At 66.0% G+C, this 23,806-nt stretch carries 11 protein-coding genes; 8 read left to right on the top strand and 3 right to left on the bottom strand.

What is annotated here, in order from left to right; translation table 11 throughout:
• Positions 1–324 precede the first annotated feature (324 nt).
• Genes EIY87_RS10305 through drmB form a run of 4 tightly spaced genes read left to right on the top strand, consistent with a single transcriptional unit; the run spans position 325 to position 11,864 of the window.
• Entirely contained in the window at positions 325–4,989 is a 4,665-nt protein-coding gene (locus EIY87_RS10305) for a DEAD/DEAH box helicase (RefSeq protein ID WP_125307428.1), read from the top strand.
• Positions 4,986–6,836 (top strand): ATP-dependent helicase, encoded by a 1,851-nt coding sequence (locus EIY87_RS10300; RefSeq protein WP_225439807.1) that lies wholly within the window; start codon positions 4,986–4,988, stop codon positions 6,834–6,836. Before EIY87_RS10305 ends, EIY87_RS10300 begins: the two co-directional genes overlap by 4 nt.
• A complete protein-coding gene (locus tag EIY87_RS10295; protein WP_125307426.1) occupies positions 6,836–9,991 on the top strand; it encodes a helicase-related protein in 3,156 nt (1,051 codons plus the stop codon). The genes EIY87_RS10300 and EIY87_RS10295 overlap by 1 nt, the downstream gene beginning before the upstream one ends.
• Entirely contained in the window at positions 9,909–11,864 is a 1,956-nt protein-coding gene (gene drmB, locus EIY87_RS10290) for a DUF1998 domain-containing protein (protein ID WP_225439806.1), read from the top strand. The genes EIY87_RS10295 and drmB overlap by 83 nt, the downstream gene beginning before the upstream one ends.
• 444 nt (positions 11,865–12,308) lie before the next feature.
• Here drmB and EIY87_RS10285 read toward each other — a convergent pair whose 3' ends face one another.
• A complete protein-coding gene (locus EIY87_RS10285; protein WP_158641298.1) occupies positions 12,309–14,843 on the bottom strand; it encodes an ATP-binding cassette domain-containing protein in 2,535 nt (844 codons plus the stop codon).
• A gap of 125 nt (positions 14,844–14,968) precedes the next feature.
• Here EIY87_RS10285 and EIY87_RS10280 point away from each other — a divergent pair, with 125 nt between their 5' ends.
• From EIY87_RS10280 to EIY87_RS10265, 4 genes are all read left to right on the top strand, one after another.
• Positions 14,969–17,137, top strand: coding sequence for a UvrD-helicase domain-containing protein (locus tag EIY87_RS10280; protein ID WP_125307424.1), 2,169 nt, complete (start codon positions 14,969–14,971; stop codon positions 17,135–17,137).
• A 70-nt stretch (positions 17,138–17,207) separates the two neighbouring features.
• Positions 17,208–18,917, top strand: a complete 1,710-nt coding sequence (locus EIY87_RS10275) for a GMC family oxidoreductase (RefSeq protein WP_125307423.1) — start codon at positions 17,208–17,210, stop codon at positions 18,915–18,917.
• 10 nt (positions 18,918–18,927) lie between these two features.
• The gene (locus tag EIY87_RS10270) at positions 18,928–19,638 is read left to right on the top strand and encodes a maleylpyruvate isomerase family mycothiol-dependent enzyme (protein WP_125307422.1); all 711 of its coding nucleotides are present in this window, start codon (positions 18,928–18,930) and stop codon (positions 19,636–19,638) included.
• Between the two features lie 77 nt (positions 19,639–19,715).
• Positions 19,716–21,245 (top strand): FAD-binding oxidoreductase, encoded by a 1,530-nt coding sequence (locus EIY87_RS10265; protein ID WP_225439805.1) that lies wholly within the window; start codon positions 19,716–19,718, stop codon positions 21,243–21,245.
• Here EIY87_RS10265 and EIY87_RS10260 read toward each other — a convergent pair.
• Together EIY87_RS10260 and EIY87_RS10255 are read right to left on the bottom strand one after the other, a co-directional pair.
• Positions 21,242–22,687, bottom strand: a complete 1,446-nt coding sequence (locus EIY87_RS10260; protein WP_125307421.1) for an aldehyde dehydrogenase family protein — start codon at positions 22,685–22,687, stop codon at positions 21,242–21,244. The genes EIY87_RS10265 and EIY87_RS10260 overlap by 4 nt on opposite strands.
• A 42-nt stretch (positions 22,688–22,729) precedes the next feature.
• Positions 22,730–23,764 (bottom strand): zinc-dependent alcohol dehydrogenase family protein, encoded by a 1,035-nt coding sequence (locus tag EIY87_RS10255; protein ID WP_125307420.1) that lies wholly within the window; start codon positions 23,762–23,764, stop codon positions 22,730–22,732.
• Positions 23,765–23,806 lie beyond the last annotated feature (42 nt).

The following is a 23,806-nucleotide window of genomic DNA, read 5'->3' as shown; positions in this document are numbered from 1 at the left end:
CTTCGATAAGTACCCACGATCATCTCCCGCGATGCGCCAAAACGGGTGACTGACAGGTAACTCCTGACTCGCCCGACATCTGTCGTCCGAGGCTTCGCCTTTGCAACCGCGCCGCGGGAACGGTAACGTTTCGGAACCGACAGCCATTCGGGGTAACAGCCGCGTCCTAGATCACGAACTCATCGACGTAGGTCGGTCACGTGCGGGTGTGGGAGGACGCATGCGGTCGAGACGAAGCTCCACGCGTTAGCCGTTGACGTTGTCGTGCGGCTGACGTATTCTAGCCTGTTCTGTTCAAGTTCGAATCCTGGAGTTGGTCTGCCAGTGAATTCTGCCGGTTCGTCGGTTCTTCGTGTCGTAACGGAGCAATCGGAACGTGTTCTCGAGACCTACGGCATCGATCCGGGTCTCATCCGCGAACACGCCAACGCCGAACTGCGGATCACCCAAGGCGGGTACGGGGATCGACAGATCTACGAACTCGTTCAGAACGGCGCCGATGAGCTACGGGAGACCCAAGGGGGGGAAATTGCCGTCGTGCTCACCGGCTCGCACCTGTACTGCGCGAACGAGGGGACGCCGATCACCGCCGAAGGAGCCGACACGATCCTTCGGATGAGCGCCTCCCACAAACGCGGCGGGCAGATCGGACGGTTCGGAGTCGGCGTGAAGTCGGTGCTGAGCGTCTCGGACTCACCTGAGTTCTACAGCACCACCGGCTGTTTCGGCTTCGACAAGGACTGGTCTGCGAGGAAGATTCGAGCGGTTCAGCCGGACGCACGCGAGATCCCGGTTTTGCGGATGGCGCGCCCCATCGACAGGCAGCAGGCGCAGGCTTCGGATCCGGTCCTCGCCGAGCTGCTCGCCTGGGCGACGACGGTGGTCAGGTTGCCTCTCCATCCCTCGGCGGTCGTCGGGCTAATGCGAGACTTGATCACTTTTCCGGCCGAATTCCTCCTGTTCTCTCCACACGTCAGCACGGTTACGCTCGAGAACCGAGTTCGAGCGAAGATCGAGAAGCGTCAGATCTTCCAACGTGTCGACGGGGATCGGCACGTCTTGCAGGAGGAGTCCGCGTCGGGCGCGAGTTCGACGGTTCCGTGGCGAGTCTTCACTCGGGTGCACCGACCCAGTGAAAAGGCACTCCGCTCGGCCGGGGAACTGCACGACCGTCCCGAGATCGACATCGCGTGGGCGGTCCCCGACCGTCGTGGCCGCGAGTCGCGACAAGGCGAGTTCTGGGCGTACTTCCCCACCAAGTACAAGACCACGCTTCGAGGGATCGTCAACGCTCCGTGGAAGACCAGTGAGGATCGTCAGAACCTTTACGCCGGTAACGCCTTCAACGCCGAGTTGATCAAAGTGGTCGCCGACCTGGTGGTCGATTCGTTCCCCTTGCTGGCCAGGGAGGACGACCCAGCCGCCTACCTGGACGCCGCACCGGCTCGCGGGCGCGAGGAACCTCAATGGGCGTCGGATGACTTGGTCGAAGCCATTTGGTCGGCTGCGGCTAACAAGCCGTCATTGCCCGATCAAGCGGGTGAGCTGAAGGTACCGGCTTTCGTGCACATGCACCCCATCGATCTTCGACCTGACTGGCTGGACTGGTGGCGTGCTCATCCGGGCAGTCCGATCGACTGGGTGCATCATTCCGTCGAAAACTCGAAGCCGAGGAGACGGGCGAGTGCCGACCTGATCTGTGCGACGGCCGAGGTTGCGCCGGCATCACTGAGGGAGTGGCTCGAGGCCCTGGTCGTCGACGGGACACCTGAAGCCTCCGGGGTGGCCGTGCGGATCGCGGCGGAGATGATTCGAGCTGGTCATCCCCTGGCGAGCCAAGCATCGAAAGCCGCGATCGTGCTCACCGAGACTGGTGAGATGGTCGCACCCGCCCGGGGCGGCGTCTTCCGCCGGGTATCGACCGACTCGCTGGCCGATTCCAACGTCTACGTGGACGAACGGGTCGTCGATCAGTTCGGCGTGCTCAGCGCGCTGGATGTGCTCGGCATTCACGAAGCCGACGCAGTAGGCCGGTTCGCGGCCGTCGTCGAAGCGGGTTTTCACACCTACGGTGACTCCCACTGGTCCGAGTTCTGGGCTTCGTCGCGTCAGGCAGGCCCGAGCGCGACCATTCCGGTCCTTCGGGACTCGGTCCAGGACCCGGGACAGACGATCCACGTTCGCACAGTCGCAGGTACGTTCCGCGAGTTGGCGCGATGTCTGCTGCCCGGCGCCGTGGTGCCCGGCGACGGCTCGCGGGACGAGGCCGTCGCCGTCGATCTCGACTTCCACGCACCGGACCGGCAGGTCCTGCGCGAGCTGGGCATGAGCGAGACTCCCCGCGCGAACGTCGATCCCCGTCGTGAGGACTGGTTCGAAGAGTATCGAGAATGGTGCTGGCGCGCCTACCTCAAGGCGCTGCCCAGCGACGCGCCCAGGCCGCAACTCAAGTCGATGCGCGTCGATGGCGCTCCGATCGCCGGTCCGCTCCATCTGCTCACCGAGCTGTCCGATGAAGGTCGGGTGGCGTACGTGAACGCATTGCCTCGAGCCGGCATCACCCCGACATGGGCGGTCAGAGCAGGCGGCGGGCACACCGGCAGTCGCTCTCTCGTTTCGCCGCTCGTTTGGATGGTCCGCAAGTACGGCCGCCTACGGACGAGCCGAGGCATCCGCTCGGTCGCCGAATGCGTGGGACCTTCGCTTCAGCAGTTCGGTGAGTTCTTCCCGGTGGCAGACGTGCCGACAGACATCGCCGAGGCCCTCCGACTCGGGGACGATGTGGGGAAGCTCAAAGAGTCCCTCTGGCGAGCTCTGCTCGACGAAGTCGGGCGCAGCGAGGTCGACGAATTCCCCGGCAAGGTCTACGGGTTGATGTTCGAGCTTGGCGTCGATTTCCCGGAAGGCGAGTGGTCGACTCGCTGTCGGGTGGGGGAGAAGTGGACCAACGACCTGCCCGACGCGGACATCGTCGTGACTTCGAACCGCGCCGACTTCGAGCTCCTGGTCTCGGACGAGGTTCCGGTAATTCTGGTACCAAGCGAAGAGATCGCCCAGTCCATGGTGGAGAACTGGGAGATGCGCAGCGTTGCAGATGCGATCGAGCGGGAGTTCCGGTACGTCGAGCAGGGGGAAGCAGTACTTCTCGTTGACGAATTTCCGCCACTTCGACAGCTGTCCAAAGACAAGATCGAAGGACGTCGGCTCGTTCGATGCAGCGAACTCGAGCGGATCACGCACACCCCGAACGGTGAGCGAACCGAAATCGTCCCGCAGTTCCTGCAGGACAACGACGTCCTGGTTCTGAACCCGAGCGACGATCTTGCCGCCTTGAGGGCTGCAGACGTGATGTTGAAACTCGGCTTGGGCGTCGAGGGATGCAAATCGGTGCTCGAGCGTCGCCGCCGTCAGCAGGACGACGAGCAGCTGAAGCGCATCCGGGCGGCTAGGACGATTTCCGAGAAGGCGCTTCACCTGGTCGGCAAGGATGCCCTCAAGCGCAAGCTGCCCAAGGGACTGCTGGACAAGGAGCGCAAAGAAAAGGGGAGCGAACCCGACGGTCTTCGGATCGCCGAGCTCGCGGTGCATGCGCACGGTGACGACCTCCTTCGTCATCACGCGAAGGACATCGAGGCGAGGATCCCCGAGGCGGCCCGCTCGTTCCGGGGTGACAGCGCGTCGCGCCGATTGGTGAACGACCTGCAGCTGCCCGAGTCTTACGCAGGAGCTCGCGCATCGCAGACCCGGGAAGCACTCGAGGTTGTCGAAGGTCCCGCCAGCTTCCCACGATTGCACGACTACCAGGAACGTCTTGCCGTCCGGATGTTCGACCTTCTCACGAAGCCTGCGCCGCAGCGGGCCATGCTCTGTCTCCCTACGGGTGCCGGCAAAACACGAGTCGCGGCCGAAGCCGTGATTCGGGTGATCAAGGCTCGTGGCCTTGCGGGACGGCCGGTTCTCTGGATCGCCCAGACCGACGAGCTGTGCGAGCAGGCGGTGCAGAGCTGGAGCTTCGTCTGGTCGAAGGTCGGACCGGCCGAGCGACTGATGATCAGTCGTTTGTGGTCGGGTAATCACGCCACGGCCGTACGGGAGAGCCCGCACCTCGTGGTGGCGACCGATGCCAAACTCCACCAGTGCCTCGAAACGACGCAATACGCATGGCTGCGAGATGCGGCTCTCGTGGTGGTCGACGAGGCTCACATGTCGATCACTCCGCGGTACACTCAGCTGTTCAAGGCGTTGGGCATCACGCACAACAGAGTTGAACGTCCGCTGGTCGGGCTCACGGCTACTCCGTTCCGCGGGTTCAACGAATCGGAGACCAAGAGGTTGGTCGAGCGGTACGGTGGAGCACGTTTGGACCAGGGCGTGTTCGAAGGTGACCCCTACCCTTACCTCCAGCATCTGGGGGTGCTAGCGAAGGTCGAACATCGCGAACTTGCCGGTGTGACGATGCCGCTGACCGAGTCCGAGCTCGCAGAGGTCAAACACTTCCCGGGTAACCTGCCGTCCAAGGCGGAGAAGCGCATCGGCGAGGACGACGAGCGAAACAACGTGCTTCTGACGGAGATCCAGCGTCTGCCGAGCGACTGGCCGGTGTTGCTCTTCGCGACATCCGTCGAGCACGCCAAGCTCATGGCAGCCGTGTTGAGCGACAAGAACATCAGCGCTCGGGCGATCGATGCCGCGATGCCCGCGAACGACCGACGCCGGATCATCGAGGAGTACCGGAGCAAGAAGATTCGCGTCATCACGAATTACGGAGTGTTGGCTCAGGGCTTCGACGCACCCGCCACGCGCGTCGTCGTCGTCGCCCGCCCGACCTACAGTCCGAACATCTACACGCAGATGATCGGACGCGGGCTCCGCGGGCCGATGAACGGCGGAGAGGACACCTGTCTCATCATCGACGTCAAGGACAACATCACGAACTACCAGAAGGCAGTGACCTTCACCGAACTCGATCACCTCTGGGAACGTTCGTGACCGCGGTCGAGACCCTTACGGCCGAGCAGCGAGCCGTGGTCGAGCAGCCTGTCGACGCACTTGTGCTCGTCACGGCAGGCCCGGGCACCGGAAAAACGCACACCTTGGTCCGACGACTGGAACACCTGGTGACCGAGCACGGTGTCGCCGCCGGTGAGGTTCTCGTCTTGACGTTTTCCCGTGCGGCAGTCAGAGAGCTGCGCACACGCCTGACCTCGAATGGCGGGGCTGCTCGTCACATCCGGGCTCGGACCTTCGATTCCTGGGCCCTCGAACTCTTGACCGTGGTGGACCCGGAGGGCCGATGGCGGTCGGGCGGCTTCGACGACAGGATCCGAGCTGCAGCAAAAGCCGTCGTCGAGGGCCTCGCGGACGACTTCTGCGACGACCTCGTGCACGTCGCCGTCGACGAGATCCAAGATCTAGTCGGCGAACGACGTGTAATGGTCGAGGCGCTTCTCGACAGGTTCGCTTGCGGGATCACCGCCGTAGGTGACCCTGCACAGGCCATCTACAGCTTCCAGGTCGCCGATGCGCGGGAGCGACGTCGCGAAACGAATCGCTTTTTCACACGTCTTCGAGAGCTCTTTCCCGAGGGACTTGTGGAACTCGCCCTGACCGTCAACTTTCGCGTCCGGGACAGTGCTGCAGAGATCGCGCTTCCGTTCGGACGCGAACTGCGTGGTGACGGGGAGGTGACAGCAGAGCTCCGCACTCGTGTTCGCGGTGCCCTTTTGGACACGGCACCCTTCGGGAATCTCCACGACGACTTCGCAGCAACCGCTCTCTCCCGGTCCGACGTAACCACGGCCGTGCTCTGCCGCACGAACGGTCAGGCTCTCGTGGCGTCTGAGGAACTGCACACAGCCGGAGTTCACCATCGTCTGCAACGATCCGCGTCCGAGCGGATCGTGCCGGCCTGGATCGGTGAGCTCTACGCCGCCGGTGCCGGCGCAGTGCTCACCCGGCCGTCCTTCGACGAACTGCTGCCTCATCTTCCGTTGGAGGCGGAAGACAACCCCGAACGCTGCTGGCAGTGGTTGGTCCGTGCGTCTTCGCGGGGTGGCGAAAATCGAACCGTCGACTTGAGACGGCTGCGCGCCGCACTCGCGATCGGAGCGCTGCCGGACGAACTGTGCGAACAGCCGACAGCGCCGGTGACCGTTTCGTCCTACCACCGTGCAAAGGGATTGGAGTTCGACCGCGTGATTGTTGCCGACCCGGGTCCGCCTCGAGTCGGAGCCGACGACGACCCCGGAGAAGAGGCTCGGATGCTCTACGTCGCGATGACTCGCGCCCGGGACGATGTGATGCGTGTCGACAACCCCGCGGACGGCAGGATCCGAAAGGATCCGGTCACCGATCGGTGGGCCAGGTTCGGCTGGCAGCGATGGCAGCGCCTCGGGATCGAGATCGACGGTAATGACGTCTCCCGGGAGAAACCACCTGGGTGTGACTCGTTCGAATCCGACCCGGTGGAGCTTCGACGATACCTGCTCGACGCTGTGCGCAAAGCGGATGATGTCGTTCTGGAGCGCATAGAGGACACTGTTTTCGGTCTGAAGGAGAGTCCGCCTTACCGGGTACTTCACGATGGTCGTCCGATAGCGGTCATGTCCGGGCGCTTCCGGAACGATCTGTACAGGTTCCTGCGAGGTGCAGGCCGAGAGCCTCGGTGGCCGGCCAGGATCGCGAGAGTGCGGATCGACACCGTGGAGACAGTCGTCGGAAGCGGGGCGGACACCGCCGCAGCAGGCCTCGGGTCACACGGCGTTTGGCTTGTTCCCCGGCTCGCCGGTCTCGGGATGTTCATGTACGGCGGCTCCACTCAAGACGAGGACCTCTGATGACGGACCACAACGAGCACTACCGATTCCGTGCTGCAATGGTTGAGGGACTTCGCCGCGACGCAGTCGGCCCGCACAACGAGCACGAGGTGTTGATCGATCCACCGATCACGACCTATGTCGCAGGCATTCTTTTCCCGCGTACAGCGGAGCAGTCGGCCAACCCCGACGTCGACCTGGATCTGGCCTCGGCGGAAGCAATTGTGGACGAGCAACCGGACACCGGCGTCGCCATGGCCAACGTGCAGTCACCGTCATCGATGGGCCTCACCTTCGCTGTCGGGCATCTCGTTTCCCCGATGGTGCGGATCAAGGTGACCGCTGCCGTGTACGAGTCCGTCGATCTGACCGGGCGTCCGGTGGAAGCCAAAAGATCCGAGCGGCGGAGTACCGAGGATCAGGGCATCCGATGGCGGCGACGTCTGCTGCCCGAATTCACGACGGAGATCGACGTCGCGGAGCCCGAGCAACCGTTCCACGAGGTGGCCGCCGGCCTCCAGCTGCGAGTTCGGACCCGGCCTCCTCGGAAGGGGTCCGTTTCGGTAACCGTGACGTTGGTCAACACCGACAGCGTGCCACCGGGTGACCTCAAGGATCCCCATTGCTTCTTCCAACCGGAGATCAGGGTGGCCGGGACGCTCGTCGAGCGGCGTGGCCCGGGCGGGGGGGATGAGGAGGAGGTCAAAGGTACGCGACTGCTCTACCGCTACGCGCCGACTTTTGCAGTCGGGCACGGTTGTTCGGTCGTATGGGATTGGGAGGTGCCTCCGGTTCCGGAACTCATCCGGCTGGGGGGCCGTCCGGCGGTCGTGGCCGAGCTGTCGACAACATTCGTCCCCGAGCACGAGGTGCTACTCACCGACTCGAACGACGAGATCGAAAAGCTCGGCATGCGGAAGCTCGCCCAGGCGGGCGACGACGATCTCTTCGGAGCTCTCGAGCGGATCGTCGCTGGCTATACCAGATGGATATCCGAGAGGCGTTCGGAGGTCGACTTCCTCGCCGGGTCGGAACTGTACGAAGTGGCGAAAGAGCACCTCAGGAGGTGTGAAGAAGCTCGGCTGCGGATCGAAAACGGCGTCAAGGTCCTCAAGCGAGACAAGAACGCACTTCGAGCGTTCCGACTGGCGAACGAGGCGATGGCCCTCCAGCGGGGACGATCTTCCTGGATCAAATCGGGCCGCCGTGGACAAGTGCGGCTCAATGGTGAATGGCGGCCTTTTCAGATCGCTTTCCTTCTCCAATGCTTGGACGGGATCGTCGATTCGGAGCACGAAGACCGGGCTTTGGTCGATTTGCTCTGGTTTCCCACCGGTGGAGGTAAGACCGAGGCTTACCTGGGCTTGATCGCGTTCACAGTCTTCTTGCGACGTCTGCGAAAGGGTGAGGAGGGTCGAGGAGTCACGGCGATCATGCGGTACACGTTGCGGCTCCTGACACTTCAGCAGTTCGAGCGAGCAGCTGCACTGATCTGCGCCATGGAGACGCTACGACGTCCGCTGCGAGCGGAACTGGGCACGACAGAGATTTCCCTGGGCATGTGGGTGGGACGGGCGGCGACGCCCAACACCCTCGACCAAGCCGAAGCTGCGCTGAAGCGTCTGCGCAACCAGGAAAAACTGCAGACGGAGAATCCGGTGCAGCTGCGGAACTGCCCTTGGTGCGGCACGCCATTGGACGCCGATGACTATGTAGTAGATCTGCAGCTCAGGGACATGTCGATCAAGTGCAGATCTGCCGACTGTGCCTTCCGAGACGGCTTGCCTTGTCACGTGGTCGACGAGATGGTCTACCGGTCTCATCCCACTCTGTTGATCGCGACCGTGGACAAGTTCGCGCGGCTCCCGTGGAGAGAAGACGTCGCCGCGTTGTTCAACCGCGATGCGACGAGTCGAGGTGTCCCGCCGCCGGAGTTGATCGTGCAAGACGAGCTGCATCTGATCTCGGGACCGCTGGGCAGCTTGGCTGGCCTTTACGAGACTGTCGTCGACGAGGCGGCTGAGCGCCCCAAGGTCATTGCCTCGACTGCGACGATCCGTCGAGCCGAAGCACAGGCACGAAAGCTGTTCGATCGTGAAGTGGCCCAATTCCCACCCCCCGGCCTGGACGCTCGCGATTCCTGGTTCTCGGTCGAAGTACCGCGTGACAAGAAGGCTACGCGGCTCTACGCAGGCCTGATCACACCGAACACGAGTCAGGCGACTCTACTGGTACGGGCGTACGCCGCATTGCTGCACCATGCGGCGCAGACCGATGGCGAAGACGAAGTTCGTGACGCGTACTGGACCTTGGTCGGTTACTTCAACAGCCTTCGCTTGCTTGCCGCGGCCGAACTCCACGTCCATGACGACGTCCAGGATCGGCTTTCGTTGTTGGCCGAGAAGGATGCCGACGTTCGCAAGGCAGAGATCGTCACGGAACTGACCAGCCGTGTCGACTCGAGTGACATACCGGAGTACTTGAAGGGACTTGATGTCGCGCTGCCCGACGCCGCGATGGACGTGGTGTTGGCGACTAACATGATTTCGGTCGGCGTGGACATCGATCGGCTGGGGCTGATGGCGATCATGGGGCAACCGCAGACGACGGCCGAGTACATTCAGGCGAGTAGTCGGGTCGGGCGGAGCAGGCCAGGGCTGGTCGTCACGTTGTTCAACGCTGCGCGGTCGCGCGATCGCTCGCACTACGAGAACTTCGCCTCCTACCACGCGGCGCTCTACCGGCAGGTCGAATCGACCAGTGTCACGCCGTTTTCGGCTCGAGCTCGGGACCGGGCCTTGCATGCCGTGCTCGTCGGTCTCGCGCGGCTCATGATTCCGGAGGCACGCGCCAACGGAGCGGCCGCCGGGGTGGCGCGGTTCTCTCCACGGTTGGCGGAGATCAAGGCTTTGGTGCTCGCACGTGTCGGATCCGTGGCACCCGCCGAGCGTCCGGACACCGCCGCCCACCTCGACGACATCATCGCCCACTGGACGGACATGGCCACCGAGAATCCGAATCTGGTCTACGAGGCGCCGAGTACGCCGGGCCGAAAAAGGGACGCATCGGCTGCTCTGCTGCGCAGCTTCACGGATGACGACCTGGAAGAAGCGCTTGACACCCTTTGGAGCCTCCGCGATGTCGACGCGGAGTCAGATCTCTACCTGGAGCGATGAAATGCCGCTGCGAAGGCCGAACATCCACGGGAGGAGCGCAGCCAGTAAAGGGCTGCTCTTCAAGACGCCGCTGGGCGCCGTGAGAAATGCCCAGGTCGTGATGACCTACGGCGTCGGCTCGATGGTGGCGGTGGACGACAACTCGTTCATCGTCAGCGGCCTCGACACCTGGTCGATCGACAGCGCTCATCCGTTGTACGAACCCCGACTCCAAAGGCGCCTGGGCGTTCGCGTCTTCCGTTCGCCGCCGCCCGCCGATACACCCCCGGCGGGGGACGGCGTCCGAATCCGTCGGTTTCCCGAGATCTACTCCTGCCCAGGTTGCAGCGAGCTGAAGAAGTTCAAGTACTTCGGTACCACCACGAAGAGTGGTCGCTGCGCGGATTGCGACAGGCGCTTGGTGCCCTCACGATTCGTGGTTGCGTGCGAGAAAGGGCACCTGGACGACTTCCCCTACTGGCAGTGGGTGCACAAACGCAATGCACCAGCAGGAGAAGTGGGCGATCGGCACGACCTGACTTTGAGTACCGATGGTCGTACGGCGTCGCTTCGATCAGTCGTGATCAACTGTTCCTGTGGTCTGGCCTCCTCCATGGAGGGAGCTTTCGGCAGCAAAGCGTTGCATTCCCTCGGTGTCGCCTGCAGCGGAAGGCGGCCGTGGCTGGGAGAGGGCGCTGGAGAGTCCGGATGTGACGCGGTGCCTCGTACGTTGCAGCGTGGCGCTTCGGCTGCTTGGTTCTCCGTCACCAGGTCTTCGCTGTCGATCCCTCCGTGGTCGGACACGTTGCAGAAGTTGGTGGACAAGGAGTTCTCGGCGCTCGACGTGATCGTGGCACAGGCCGGGCACGCTGACGTCATCCGCCATCTCAGCTGGGTGAAGGAGAAAGGTTTCACTGTCGGCGAGGTGGTCGAGGCGGTCGAGAGGCGTCGACAGTTCTCCGGTGCCAATGCTGACGATGCCCAACCGGAGTCGATTCTGGAGGCGGCGGAGTCTTTCCGCATCGAGGAGTACCCCCCTCTGTACCACGGACATCATCAAGCGCGTCAAGGCGACGACTTCGAGTGTGTCCGGCCCGAGGACGTCGACGACGTCGAGCTTCCCGGCGGAATCGATCGCGTCATGCTTGTGAAGCGGCTGCGCGAAGTAAGGGCACTCGAGGCCTTCACCCGGGTCGAAGCGCCCGAGGGAACTTCGGACCGGCAGCGCTTCGCCCACCTCTCCCGTAGCCCGGTCGACTGGCTTCCGGCCGTGGAGGTCAGCGGGGAAGGGGTGTTCGTCGCTCTGGATCCGATGGCGCTGGCCAGATGGGAGACGTCGGACGTGCCGGTGCGGCGAGGAGCGCAGATCCGGAAAGCTCACACGGATCTTCTTCGCAGGCGTGCAGTACGCAGGGGCGATCCGACGGAGAGTGCCAAGATCGAGTCACCGATTTCGACGCGGTACATCCTTTTGCACACGTTGGCACACGCATTGATCAACGAATGGAGCCTCGACGCCGGTTATCCCGCTGCTGCTCTGCGTGAACGCCTCTACGTGTCCGACCAGTGGGCAGGCCTACTGATCTACACTGCGACCAGCGACTCTGCGGGTAGCCTTGGCGGGGTCGTCGCCCAGGGAAGTCACGCGCGGTTGGGTGAAACGCTCCGGTCTGCACTCGACCGGATCTCGTGGTGCTCCCAGGACCCGCCATGTATGGAGTCGGAGGCAAGTGGAACCGACAGCTTGAACCTGGCTGCTTGCTACGCGTGCGTGATGCTTCCCGAGAGCAGTTGCGAGACCAACAACAGTTTTCTCGACCGAGCACTGCTGGTCGGTCAGCCTGGCGAACCGAGAACGGGCTACTTCGAGCATCTGCTCGGAGAGGGCCGATAGCGTCGGCAACCCCGAGGTGGTGCCGGCACAGACCGTCGAGATCCTCGGCGCAATAGCCGAGTCAGTATTCACGGTCCGCTGTCAACAGCCTATCGACCGCGGATTCGAGAGCTGAGATGTCATCGCGCCATAAGTTGATCTCGCTCACTGGTGGGACCAAGCCGGAACGGCGGCTGTGCAGGTATTGACTGCTGGAACGGTAGACGAGTTGTACTCGTTGGACCAACTGTCGCAACAACACGAGTTCGTCGGCCGTTCCCAAGGTGACGAGACCCCACAACCTGAGTTCGATCCGTCCACGGGACGACAGTGAACGGTCAGCAGGAAGTCTGTTCGCCACCAGTTCGATTCGCATGCGCAGAAGCAACACTTCGCACCTGGCGCGGAGCACCGGTCGCATGTGCGACTGGTCGACCTGTCGATGTGCGTCGTCCGGTAGCCAAGTCATCCCTCGAGCGTCCCTATCAGCTCCAAACAGAACTGTTCAGTGGTGTCGACCCGAGCAAGCAGTCCCTGAGGGGTGGTCGTCGTCGCTGCTGCCGGATCGCCGTGAGACCCCGCATTGAGGTCGTTCAGAAGATCCCGCTCTCGGAGAAGTCGGGATGTCAGGACTTTCGCCGGGTGTCCGCGGTGGAGGAGCCGTTCGACCAGTTGGAGACCGTTCCTGGTTGTGAATGCCCTGTCCAAGGCGGCGACGGCGGTCTTGCTCATAATTCCGTTCCTGCTCGACTCGACGACGAACTCTCGGACGACGGCATCGACGGCCTGACGGCAGAAGGAGAGGACCAACACAGCGGCTGTCTCTGCAGACAGAACGGTGTACCTGCCGGCACTGTCGGTGTTCGCGGACAGGACCTTCCTTGCGTCGGTGACCAGCGACTGCCAGGGATGAGTGGCGTCGAGCTGCACGATGTTCCCGTTCGGATCCTTGCTCAGTTTGATCAAGTGCAACGACGCGACGTGGTGTCGCAGGACGTCGACCAATTGCTGGTCGTGGGTCAGCAGGACGACTTGCGTGCCCGACGCCGCCCGCGCGGCGATCAGTTCGGCGAACTTGTCGGCTCGGAAGTCGTCCATCGCATGCACGGGATCGTCCAGTACGAGGAACCGGAGCGGGGTCTGAACGTTCGCGCCGAGCAACAGTGCCAGTACGAGCGCGTTGTACTGACCGGCGGAAAGAGCGCCGGGCCGGATGACATGCTCCTTGACCGCGAGCTCGAGGCCGATGGCGTCGTCGAGGCCTTCGTTGTCCGAACCTTCGACGTTCAAGACCAGACGCCGTATCCCGATATCGCCGAGAAGCTCCTGGAGCGGTACAGCCGTTCCGTCGGCGAGTACCTGGCGCCGCTGCTCGTGCAATCGGTCATAGACTGCCCGCAATCTCACCAGAGCCTGACTTGTAGCGTCCACCGATGCCGCCGACTCACCGTGAGTACGGTCGACGGCCAGGAACGGTTCGCAACGGCGTCGACGTGCCGCTCGCCATTGGTCATCGAGCAGCGTCCGAGATTGCAGCTCGCTCAAAACTGTTCTAAGCCGCTCGGCGAACCGGTCGTCTTCGACCAGCGTCTTCAAAGCGCGCCACGCCGGATCGTCGTCGGAACGTGGGTGCAGGGGTACCAAAGGGTCGACCAGAGCTCGGAGTTTCGCCGCTGCCGATATCGCGGGTATCACCCGTTCGGCATGGCGGAGCAGGGGAAGCAGACGATCGACCAGGATGTCGCGTAGTTCGCTGACCCGAGCTTGCGCCAGGTTGAACTCCTCGCGGACACGACGAGCGCTCTGCAAGGTCAGGCGGGCGTATTCGCGCCAGTCGGAACCCGTCACGCCGCAGGCCGGGCAATTACCCCCGGGGTGCGACGGGCTGTGCTCGACGAGATCCATGAGGGCACGCAGGCCTTCGCCGGTGACCGATTCCGCAGTCTGCTCGCGTTTCGCGTGGTGGTAGGCAGTCAGCCCAGCGGCTGCGTCTCGGCGCGCCTCCAGGACGTCACTTTCCAAGTAGGGATCGACGTGGGGCTCATCCACCCCGGTCCGCTCGGCTGTCGGGAAGTTCTCTTCGAACCAGGTTCCGACGTCTTCAGCCGGTCCGGCGGGTAACTGGACAGCCTGTGGAACTCGTGCGTAGGGATACTGGAGTGCCAGCTGCTCATCGAGCGTTTCGAGTGCGGTTGCCGCCGTCTCCCGTGCTTGAAGCCAACAGTCAAGCGCTTGCGCGGACTTCAGGTGCCGAGTGTGCAAGAGGTGCCACAGCGTCAGCCACGAGTCGCCCAGGCCGAGGCGATCACGCACGAACTCGCTGAGATGACCGATCCGCAGACGATGGGTCCAGTGGTCGTAGCCGACCACCGCATGTTGCGTCGAGACAGCTGAAGCCCAACGATCTCCGGGGCGCGCTGTGACTTCCTCCCCGACGTGATCCGCAGGACGCCAGGTGACCTCCGCGTTCTCGGACGATCCGTCGGACCGCCACGCGATCCTGAGACGATCTCCGTGGTCGTTCTCGAGTGACAGCACGATGTCCGAGCCGGGAGTTCCGGTGTGCCGAGACTGTGGCTGTTCAAGGGCGGACGAGATGAATGCCGTTGATCCCTCGGTACTGCCACGCAGGGCTACCTCGACAGCGTCGGCGAGCGTCGACTTCCCCGTTCCGTTCGCCCCCTGGATCACGACCACCCGTGCCGAGCGTGGTAACGAAAGTCGGAACGGGTGAGCTTCGGCCCCGGGTGCGCCGGTCCCGTTGGCGGCCCCGCGGAAGCCGCTCGTCTCCACGGAGCGAAGCTCCCACGGCCCGGCCAACAGCGCGTCCAAGAGTTCGTCCTCGGACGTCTCCGTGCCTTGTCGGCAGTGTCGAAGAGCTTCGGCCAGCACTTGATCGGCCGCGTCGGCAGGCTGATCGGGCAGGAGAAGCGTCTCGATCTCCGCGATCGTGGTGGCACGGCCCAAGGTCGTCCCGAACGCGATCTTCGTATCCGACAAGCTGATTCCCCCGTTTGAGGTCGGAACGAGAACTCTACCCGAGGGTGAGTCACGCAGCGCACAACAGCTGATCGCCGCCGCGCTAAGGTCGGGTGTTCGGAGGACTGAGCTCGGAGAGGCCGCTGATGGCGACTGTCGTGTTTGCGAAAGAGTTCCAGAAGAACCTGTCCGTCGAGGGTTCCCTGAAGCCCCGCGCATGGGATCTCCTCACGAAGCTGAGCGCCGACCACGATCTCACCGGTTTGGATCTCAAGATCCCGAAGGGTGCCCGGGATCCACGAGTTCGAACAGCCCGCGTCACGGACAATCACCGGGCCGTATTGTTCGCTGCGGGCTCGACGGATGATCAGTACTACCTCCTCGTCGCGATCAGGCCACACGACGAGGCCTATGAGTACGCCGCTCAGGTGACGATGCGCGCCAATCCGGCCAACGGTGTGTTCGAGGTGTTGCACGACACCGAACTCCCCAGGCCTCGGTGGAGTCGTGGTGGTGAAACCGAGGAAAACCGACCTCTGCTGGTTCCGTATCGCCCCTCGGAACTCGAGTCGATCGGAATCCTCCCGGAACTGGCTGCACGAGCGGTGGAGCTGGTCGACGAGAACGATCTCGAGGACCTTTGTCTGCATGCCCCGACCTGGCAGGCGCATGCCTTGCTCGACCTCGCTTGTGGACTGTCACTCGAACAGGTCAAGAGAAGGTACGCTCCCCAAGGGGAGCGATCGGTCGGACACGCCATCCCGACCGACGTGGACGACCCGGCTCAGCTGCGTGATTCACTCGGACGCGCAGCCTCTCTGATGGAATTCGTCGTCGTCGAGGTCGACGAGCAGCTCAGGCGAATGCTCACCGGCGACTTCGCGGCGTGGCGTCTTTTCCTCCACCCCGATCAGCGACACCTGGTCGAACGAGCGAGGAAAGGCTCGTTCCGAGTGGCAGGCGGTGCGGGCACCGGCAAGACCGTGGTGGCCATGCATCGGGCAGTCGCCCTCGCACGGCGGAACCCGCAGTCGCGGGTGCTGCTGACGACTTATACCAGGAACCTCGCACAGCAGTTGACCGAGCACGTCAAGGGGCTGGCGGGACCCGATGTATTCGAACGCATCGATGTGTCGGGCGTGGACCAACTCGCTCGTAACATCGTGGCGCGGACGCACGGTGCGGGTCCCCGGATCATGAACGAACCCGATCAATTGCGCGTGTGGGCCTCCGCGCTCGCTGCGGTGCCCGATCTGCCGCCCGGTGATCGGGAACGACTTACTCCGTACTTCTTGATGAACGAGTACGAGCAAGTGATTCTCGGCATGGCGGCCCCGTCGTTGGACGGTTATCTGGTCGAACCACGACGCGGTCGGAGGGCGAAGCTGAGCCGTCTCCAGAAGACGCGCTTGTGGCGGGTGGTCGACGAATTCGTCCGGTTGATGGCTCGGGAGGGGAAGACGACCTACACCGACGTGGTGGCCCAGGCGGCGACGATCGCCGCGGGCGCCGACCTGCCACTGGCCAACCGGTACCACCACGTGGTCATCGACGAGGCGCAGGACCTCACCCCTGCTCACTGGCGTCTGCTCCGAGCGGTGGTCGCGAAGGGCCCGGACGACCTGTTCATCTGCGAGGACGCTCATCAGCGGATTTATGGTGAACGTCTGGTGATCAGTCGGTACGGGATCGAGACGAGAGGACGTTCGCAGCGACTCACGCTCAACTACCGCACCACCAAGCAGGTGCTCGGCTTCGCGACCCGCCTCCTGGCAGGGGGGAATTTCGTCGACCTGGCCGATGAGGACGAGTCGACATCGCACTACCGCTCCTTGCTGGGCGGACCCGAGCCGGTGACGCACGGAGCGGCCAGCTGGCAGGAGGAAAAGGACTTCGTCGTTGCGACGGTCAGGAGCTGGCTCGAGGAACAGACTGGTCAGGAGCCCGGGGCTTTCGCGGTGCTCGCGCGCAGTCACGAGATTCGTGACGAGATGGCGCGGGAGTTGCTTGCGGCGGATCTTCCCGCGGTTGTGATGAGCCCGGAACAGCCGGTCGACTTCTCGGGCGTGCAGGTGGCGACGATGCACCGGGCCAAGGGAACCGAGTTTGCTCGCTGCGTGGTGATGGGTGCGGACAGTGACCATATCCCGCACAAGTACGTCTTTCAGCGAGCCGAAGCAGAGGAGCGGGTGGACCTTCTTGCCAGGGAGAGGTGCTTGTTGTACGTCGCATGCACGCGGCCCCGTGATCAGCTCGTCGTGACCTGGACAGGTGATCCTTCGTCGTTGTTGCCGTCGCCGTTGCGGACGCGATAGTGCTCGCGGTGGTGACCGGCCAGTAACTTACCTCTGGTCAGAACTTGGACCCCGGGTTACGCTCCTGGGTGTGACTGCCAGTAACACCACCACCAGTGCGGGTGGCCCCGACTACGACGTCGTCGTGGTGGGGTCGGGGTTCGGCGGCAGCGTCGCGGCGCTGCGGCTCACCGAGAAGGGCTACCGGGTAGCCGTCGTCGAGGCCGGGCGGAGGTTCGCCGACGACGAGTTCGCGAAGACGTCGTGGGACCTCAAGCGCTACCTCTGGGCGCCGCAGGTCGGCTGCTACGGCATCCAGCGCATCCACATGCTCAACGACGTCATGGTGCTCGCGGGCGCCGGCGTCGGCGGCGGGTCGCTCGTCTACGCGAACACGCTTTACCGGCCGCTCAAGCCGTTCTACCGCGACAAGCAGTGGTCCCACATCACCGACTGGGAGGCCGAGCTCGCGCCGCACTACGACCAGGCGAGCCGGATGCTGGGCGTCGTCACGAACCCGACGATCACCCCGTCGGACGTCGTGATGCGTGAAGTCGCGAAGGACATGGGCGTCGCCGATTCGTTCCACCCGACGCCGGTCGGGGTGTACTTCGGCAAGCCCGGCGAGCGGGCGAAGGACCCGTACTTCGGCGGGGCCGGGCCTGAGCGCGTCGGCTGCACCGAGTGCGGCTCGTGCATGACCGGCTGCCGCGTCGGGGCGAAGAACACCCTGGTCAAGAACTACCTCTACCTCGCCGAGCAGGACGGCGCGAAGGTCATCCCGCTCACGACGGTGACGTCGGTGCGCCCGGTCGACGGCGGGTACGAGGTCGACCTGAAGAAGACCGGCACGACCTCGAAGCGGTTCCGCACGACGATCACGGCCGAGAAGGTCGTCTTCGCCGCGGGGACCTGGGGCACGCAGAACCTGCTGCACAAGATGAGGGACACCGGCACGCTGCCGAAGCTGTCGCGCCGGCTCGGCGAGCTGACCCGGACGAACTCCGAGGCCATCATCGGCGCGGCCCGCACCGACGTCGACGAGAGCCGGAACTTCAGCCGCGGGGTCGCGATCACGTCGTCGATCCACCCGGACGAGAACACCCACATCGAGCCGGTCCGCTACGGCAAGGGCAGCAACGCGATGAGCCTGCTGCAGACGATCGCGACCGACGGCGCTTCGCCGGTGCCGCGCTGGCGGCAGGCCGTCAGCTTCATGGTCAAGCACCCGATCCAGACGGCGAAGCTGCTCAACGGCTACCGCTGGTCCGAGCGCACGGTGATCCTGCTGGTGATGCAGAGCCTCGACAACTCGATCACGACGTACACGCGGCGCGGGCTGTTCGGCCGCCGCAAGTACACGTCGAAGCAGGGCCACGGCGAGCCGAACCCGAGCTTCATCCCGGCCGGCCACGAAGCCAACGAGCGCACGGCCGACCACATCGGCGGCATCGCGGGCGGCACCTGGGGCGAGATCTTCGACATCCCGCTGACGGCCCACTTCATCGGCGGCGTCCCGATCGGCGCCACCGCGGACGAGGGCGTCATCGACCCGTACCACCGCGTGTTCGGCTACCCGGGCCTGTCGGTGGTCGACGGCGCGGCGATCACGGCCAACCTCGGCGTGAACCCGTCCCTGACGATCACGGCACAGGCCGAGCGGGCGTTCTCGTTCTGGCCGAACAAGGGCGAGGTGGACCAGCGGCCGTCCCAGGAGGCGGGTTACGTCCGGCTGGAGCCGGTGGCGCCGAAGAACCCGGCCGTTCCCGCGGACGCCCCGGCGGCCTTGCGGCGGTCCTAGACTCGACGCCGTGACGACGGCATCCGAGAAGGCACACGCGCTCCTCGACGGGGTTCGCAAGCTCGACGACGAATGGGCCAGGGTCATCGGCGGCCTCGGCGAACCAGAACTCCGCGCACCCAGCGCGTTGCCCGGCTGGTCGCGGGCGCACGTGCTCGCTCACCTCGCCCGCAACGCCGACGGCCTCAAGAACCTCCTGACCTGGGCGGACACCGGCGTCGAGACGCCGATGTACCCCAGCGCCGAAGCGCGGGAAGCCGACATCGAGGCCAGTGCGCGGCACGGCGCCGCCGACATCCTGGCCGACTTCGTCGCGTCCGCCGGGCGGTTCGAGCAGTACGCCGCGGGCATGGCGGACGACGCCTGGGCGCGTGAGGCCCGCAACCGGCAGGGGGCGCCGGTCACCGGGGCCGTCGTCGCGCGGATGCGGCTGTCCGAGCTGACCATCCACCTCGCCGACCTCGACCGGGGTTACGACCTCGATCGCGTGCTCGGGTTGCTCGGGTCGCTCGCCGAGGACGTCGTGCAGCACGCCATCAGCTCCCGCGAGGCGCACCTGCCCGCGGTGCGGCTGGTCGCCGGCGGGTTCGAGTGGACGATGGGCGCCGCCCCGGGCGCCACCGTCTCCGGCAGCGCCGGGCAGCTGCTCGCTTGGCTCAGCGGGCGCTCCGACGGGGCGGACCTCGACGGCGCCGTGCCGCGGATCCCGGCCTGGTCCTGAACGCCGCGCCGCCGCCGCGCGTGTACCGAGTGGGCCCGCCGACCTAGACTGGGCGGCCCGGCCCCGAGGAGTCCGCTGTGGACAGTGAGCACGACCAGGCGCAACCCGCCGGACGGCCGCGCGTCCACCACCACGTGGACAGAAGGACGTTCCTCCGGGTGGCGGGGGTGTCGGCAGTGGGTGCCGTCGCCGCCGCGTGCGGGCCTGGTGGCACGCCGTCGCCGGTCGCGTCGAGCGCGCCGCCGCCCACGACGACGTCCGGGCCGCCGACCTCGCGGCTGCCGACCGGGCCGCCCAACTGGGACGACCTGCGCAGCCAGCTGACCGGGAACCTGCTGCGCCCCGGCACCGACGGCTACGACACCGCCAAGCGCGCGTTCAACCCGCTCTTCGACAGCCGGAACCCCGTCGCCGTCGTCACGGCGTCGACGGCCAAGGACGTCCAGGTCAGCGTGCGGGCCGTGGCCGGGCGCGCGAGCCTCGCCGCGCGCAGCGGCGGGCACAGCTACGCCGGCTACTCGGTGCCCGAGGGCGGGATGATCGTCGACGTCGCCGGGCTGAACAAGATCGACGTCCAGGGCAGCCAGGCCGTCATCGGCGCGGGCGCGAAGCTCAAGGACGTCTACGCCGCGCTCGGGCGAGCCGGGCGCGCGCTGCCCGCCGGCTCCTGCCCGACCGTCGGGATCGCCGGGCTGACCCTGGGCGGCGGCATCGGCGTGCTCTCCCGCAAGTACGGCCTGACCTGCGACCACCTCAGTTCCGCGAAGGTCGTCACGGCCGACGGCCGGGAGCTCACGGCGTCCGCGGACTCCGAACCGGACCTGTTCTGGGCGTTGCGCGGCGGGGGCGGCGGCAACTTCGGCATCGTCACCGAGTTCACCTTCGACACCGATCCGGCGCCGGACGTGACGGTCTTCTCGCTGCACTTCCCGGCCGGGTCCGCGGCCGACGTGCTCGACGCGTGGCAGCAGTGGATCGCCGCGATGCCGCCGGAGCTCTGGGCGAACTGCGTCGTTTCGGGCGGTTCGCCGGTGCAGTGCCGCGTCGGCGGCTGCTACGTCGGCGGGGCGTCCGGGCTGAACACGCTGCTCAACAACCTGACCACCAACGCCGGCGCGCGGCCGACCCAGCGCACCGTGAAGAGCCTCGACTACCTCGGCGCGATGAACTACTTCTCCGGCAGCTCGAACCGGCAGTCGTTCGTGGCGTCGTCGCGGATCATCACGACCCCGGTGGACGCCGCGAAGGTCGTCGCGCTCGCCGACGGCCGCGCCGGCACCGACCTGCTCATCGACGGGCTCGGCGGCAAGGTCGGCGAGCCGGCGAAGGACGCGACGGCGTTCTGGCACCGCGACGCGCTGGCCAGCGTCCAGATCTACGCGCCCGCGACGGCGAAGACCCAGACGAAGGTCGCGGAGTCGGTGGGGGAGATCGCCGCCGGGCTCGCCGCGGCCGGCGCCGGCGGCGGGTACGTCAACTACATCGACCCCGCCCTGCCCGACTGGAAGGCCGCCTACTACGGCGACAACGCGAAGCGGCTGCAGGACGTCGCCAGGAAGTACGACCCCGACAACGTCTTCCGGTTCGGGCAGAGCGTCGTCGCCTAAAGCTCGATGCCGGTGAAGACCGTCACGCGCTCCTCGGTCAGGTCGTGCATCGCCGCGAGCACGCCTTCGCGGCCTACGCCGGAACCCTTCACGCCGCCGTAGGGCATCTGGTCGGCGCGGTAGGACGGGACGTCGCCGATGATCACGCCGCCGACCTCGAGCTCCGCCGACGCGTGGAACGCCAGCTGGACGTCGGTGGTGAAGACGCCGGCCTGCAGGCCGTACGCGGAGTCGTTGACCGACCGGAAGGCGGCGTCCACACCGTCCACAACGGACACCGCGAGCACCGGCCCGAAGATCTCCTCCCGCCAGGCCTTGGTGTCCGGCGGGACGTCGGTGAGCAGCGTCGGAGCGACGGTGGCGCCTTCGCGGGTGCCGCCGGTGAGCACCTTCGCGCCCGCCGCGACGGCTTCGTCGACCCACGCGATGATCCGTTCGGCGGCGGCTTCGTCGACGACCGGGCCGACGTCGGTGTTGCGGTCGTACGGGTCGCCGGTGCGCTGCGATTCGACGGCTTCCAGCAGCGCGGGCACGAACTCCTCGGCCACCGCGGCATCGACGATCACCCGCTGCACCGCGATGCAGGACTGCCCGGCCTGGTAGTTGCCGAAGGTCGCGATGCGGTGCGCGGCGCCTTCGGGGTCCGGCCAGTCGCGCAGCACGACGGCCGCCGCGTTGCCGCCGAGTTCGAGCACGACGTGCTTGCGCGGCGCCGCGTCCTTCAGCGACCAGCCGACCGGGCCCGAGCCGGTGAACGACACCACGGGCAGCCGCGGGTCGGCGACGAGCTGCTGCGTCTCTTCGTTCCCCAGCGGCAGCACCGAAAACGCGCCCTCGGGCAGGTCCGTCTCGGCCAGGATCTCGCCGAGGATCAGCGCCGACAACGGCGTCCGCGGCGCCGGCTTGACGATGATCGGCGCGCCGATCGCCAGCGACGGCGCGACCTTGTGCGCGACCAGGTTCAGCGGGAAGTTGAACGGGGCGATGCCGAGCACCGGCCCGCGCGGGACGCGGCGGGTCAGCGCCAGCCGCGCTTCGCCCGCGGGGTCGGTGTCGAGGCGCTGGACGTCGCCGGTGAACCGGCGGGCTTCCTCGGCGGCGATGCGGAACACCGAAACCGCGCGCTTGACCTCGGCCTCGGCCCACTTGAGCGGCTTGCCGTTCTCGGCCGTGACGACTTCGGCGATCTCCTCGGCGCGCCCGGCGAGCACCCGGGACACGTGCTCGAGCGCGCCGGCGCGGACGTGCGCGGGCGTGCCGCGGAATTCGCGGGCGACCGACACCGCGGCGGCGACCGCGCGCTCGACCTGCTCCGGCCCGGGCACGGCGACCGTCGCGACCTCGCTGCCGTCGTACGGGTGGTGCACGACGAGGGTGGTGGCGCCCGCCTCGGGGCGGCCGGCGATCCAGGCGGGACGCGGCTCGGGGGTGATCATGTCCATGCCCACCAACGTAATCCGCGGGGGAACCCCCACCCGGACGGGTTATGGCTTGATGAGCACCTTCAGCGCTTCGCGGTCCGCCATCGCGCGGTAGCCGTCCGGCACGCCTTCGACGTCGATGGTCCGGTCGAAGACGCGTCCCGGCCGGTACTTGCCGTCCAGGACGTCCGGCAGCAGCTCGGGGATGTAGTGCCGGGCGGGCGCGACGCCGCCGGTGATGGTGACGTTGCGCCGGAACACGCCCACGCCGGCGGGCGCGTCTTCGTACTGCGGCAGGCCGACGCGGCTGACCGCGCCACCTGCCCGCACGACCCCGACGCCCATTTCGAACGCGCCCTTCGTGCCGACGCACTCGAGCACGGCGTGCGTGCCCTGGCCGTTCGTCAGCTCGCGGACCTTCTCGATGCCCTCCTCGCCGCGCTCGGCGACGACGTCGGTCGCGCCGAACTCGCGGCCCAGGTCGGTGCGGGCGCGGTGCCGTCCCATCAGGACGATCCGGCCGGCACCCAGGCGCTTCGCGGCGAGGACGGCGGACAGCCCGACCGCGCCGTCGCCGATCACGGTGACGTTCTGGCCCTCGCTCACGCGTGCCTTGACGGCGGCGTGGTGGCCGGTGGAGAAGACGTCCGACAGCGTCAGCAGGGACGCGAGCAGGTCGTCGTCCTCGGTGGGCGGCAGCTTGACCAGGGTGCCGTCCGCCTGCGGCACACGCACGGCCTCGCCTTGGCCGCCGTCGACGCCCTTCGCGCCCCAGCCGCCGCCGTGCAGGCAGGACGTCTGGAGGCCTTCGCGGCAAAACTCGCAGGTGTTGTCGGACCAGACGAACGGCGCGACGGCGAGGTCGCCCTTCTTGAGCGTGGTGACGTCGGCGCCGGTCTCTTCGACTACGCCGAGGAACTCGTGCCCGATCCGGCGCCCGTGCTCGCGCGGCGGCATGTCGGCGTACGGCCAGAGGTCGCTGCCGCAGATGCAGGACCGCACCACCCGCAGGACGACGTCGGTCGGCTCCACCAGCTTCGGGTCCGGCACGGTCTCGACCCGGACGTCGCCGGCGCCGTAGATGACTGTCGCTCGCATACTGGGGCCTTCCCTGGGCGGAACGTGACAAACGTCGGGGGT

Origin of the sequence: Amycolatopsis eburnea (assembly GCF_003937945.1) — a bacterium.
Classification (GTDB): Bacteria; Actinomycetota; Actinomycetes; order Mycobacteriales; family Pseudonocardiaceae; genus Amycolatopsis; species Amycolatopsis eburnea.
This window is presented reverse-complemented; position numbering and strand designations above follow the sequence as displayed.

Excerpts from the sequence above, each read along its gene's own strand:
- EIY87_RS10295 (WP_125307426.1), top strand. The coding sequence starts at position 6,836 with ATGACGGACCACAACGAGCACTACCGATTCCGTGCTGCAATGGTTGAG.
- EIY87_RS10260 (WP_125307421.1), bottom strand. The coding sequence starts at position 22,687 with ATGGACATGATCACCCCCGAGCCGCGTCCCGCCTGGATCGCCGGCCGC.
- drmB (WP_225439806.1), top strand. The coding sequence starts at position 9,909 with ATGACGACCTGGAAGAAGCGCTTGACACCCTTTGGAGCCTCCGCGATG.
- EIY87_RS10255 (WP_125307420.1), bottom strand. The coding sequence starts at position 23,764 with ATGCGAGCGACAGTCATCTACGGCGCCGGCGACGTCCGGGTCGAGACC.
- EIY87_RS10280 (WP_125307424.1), top strand. The coding sequence starts at position 14,969 with ATGGCGACTGTCGTGTTTGCGAAAGAGTTCCAGAAGAACCTGTCCGTC.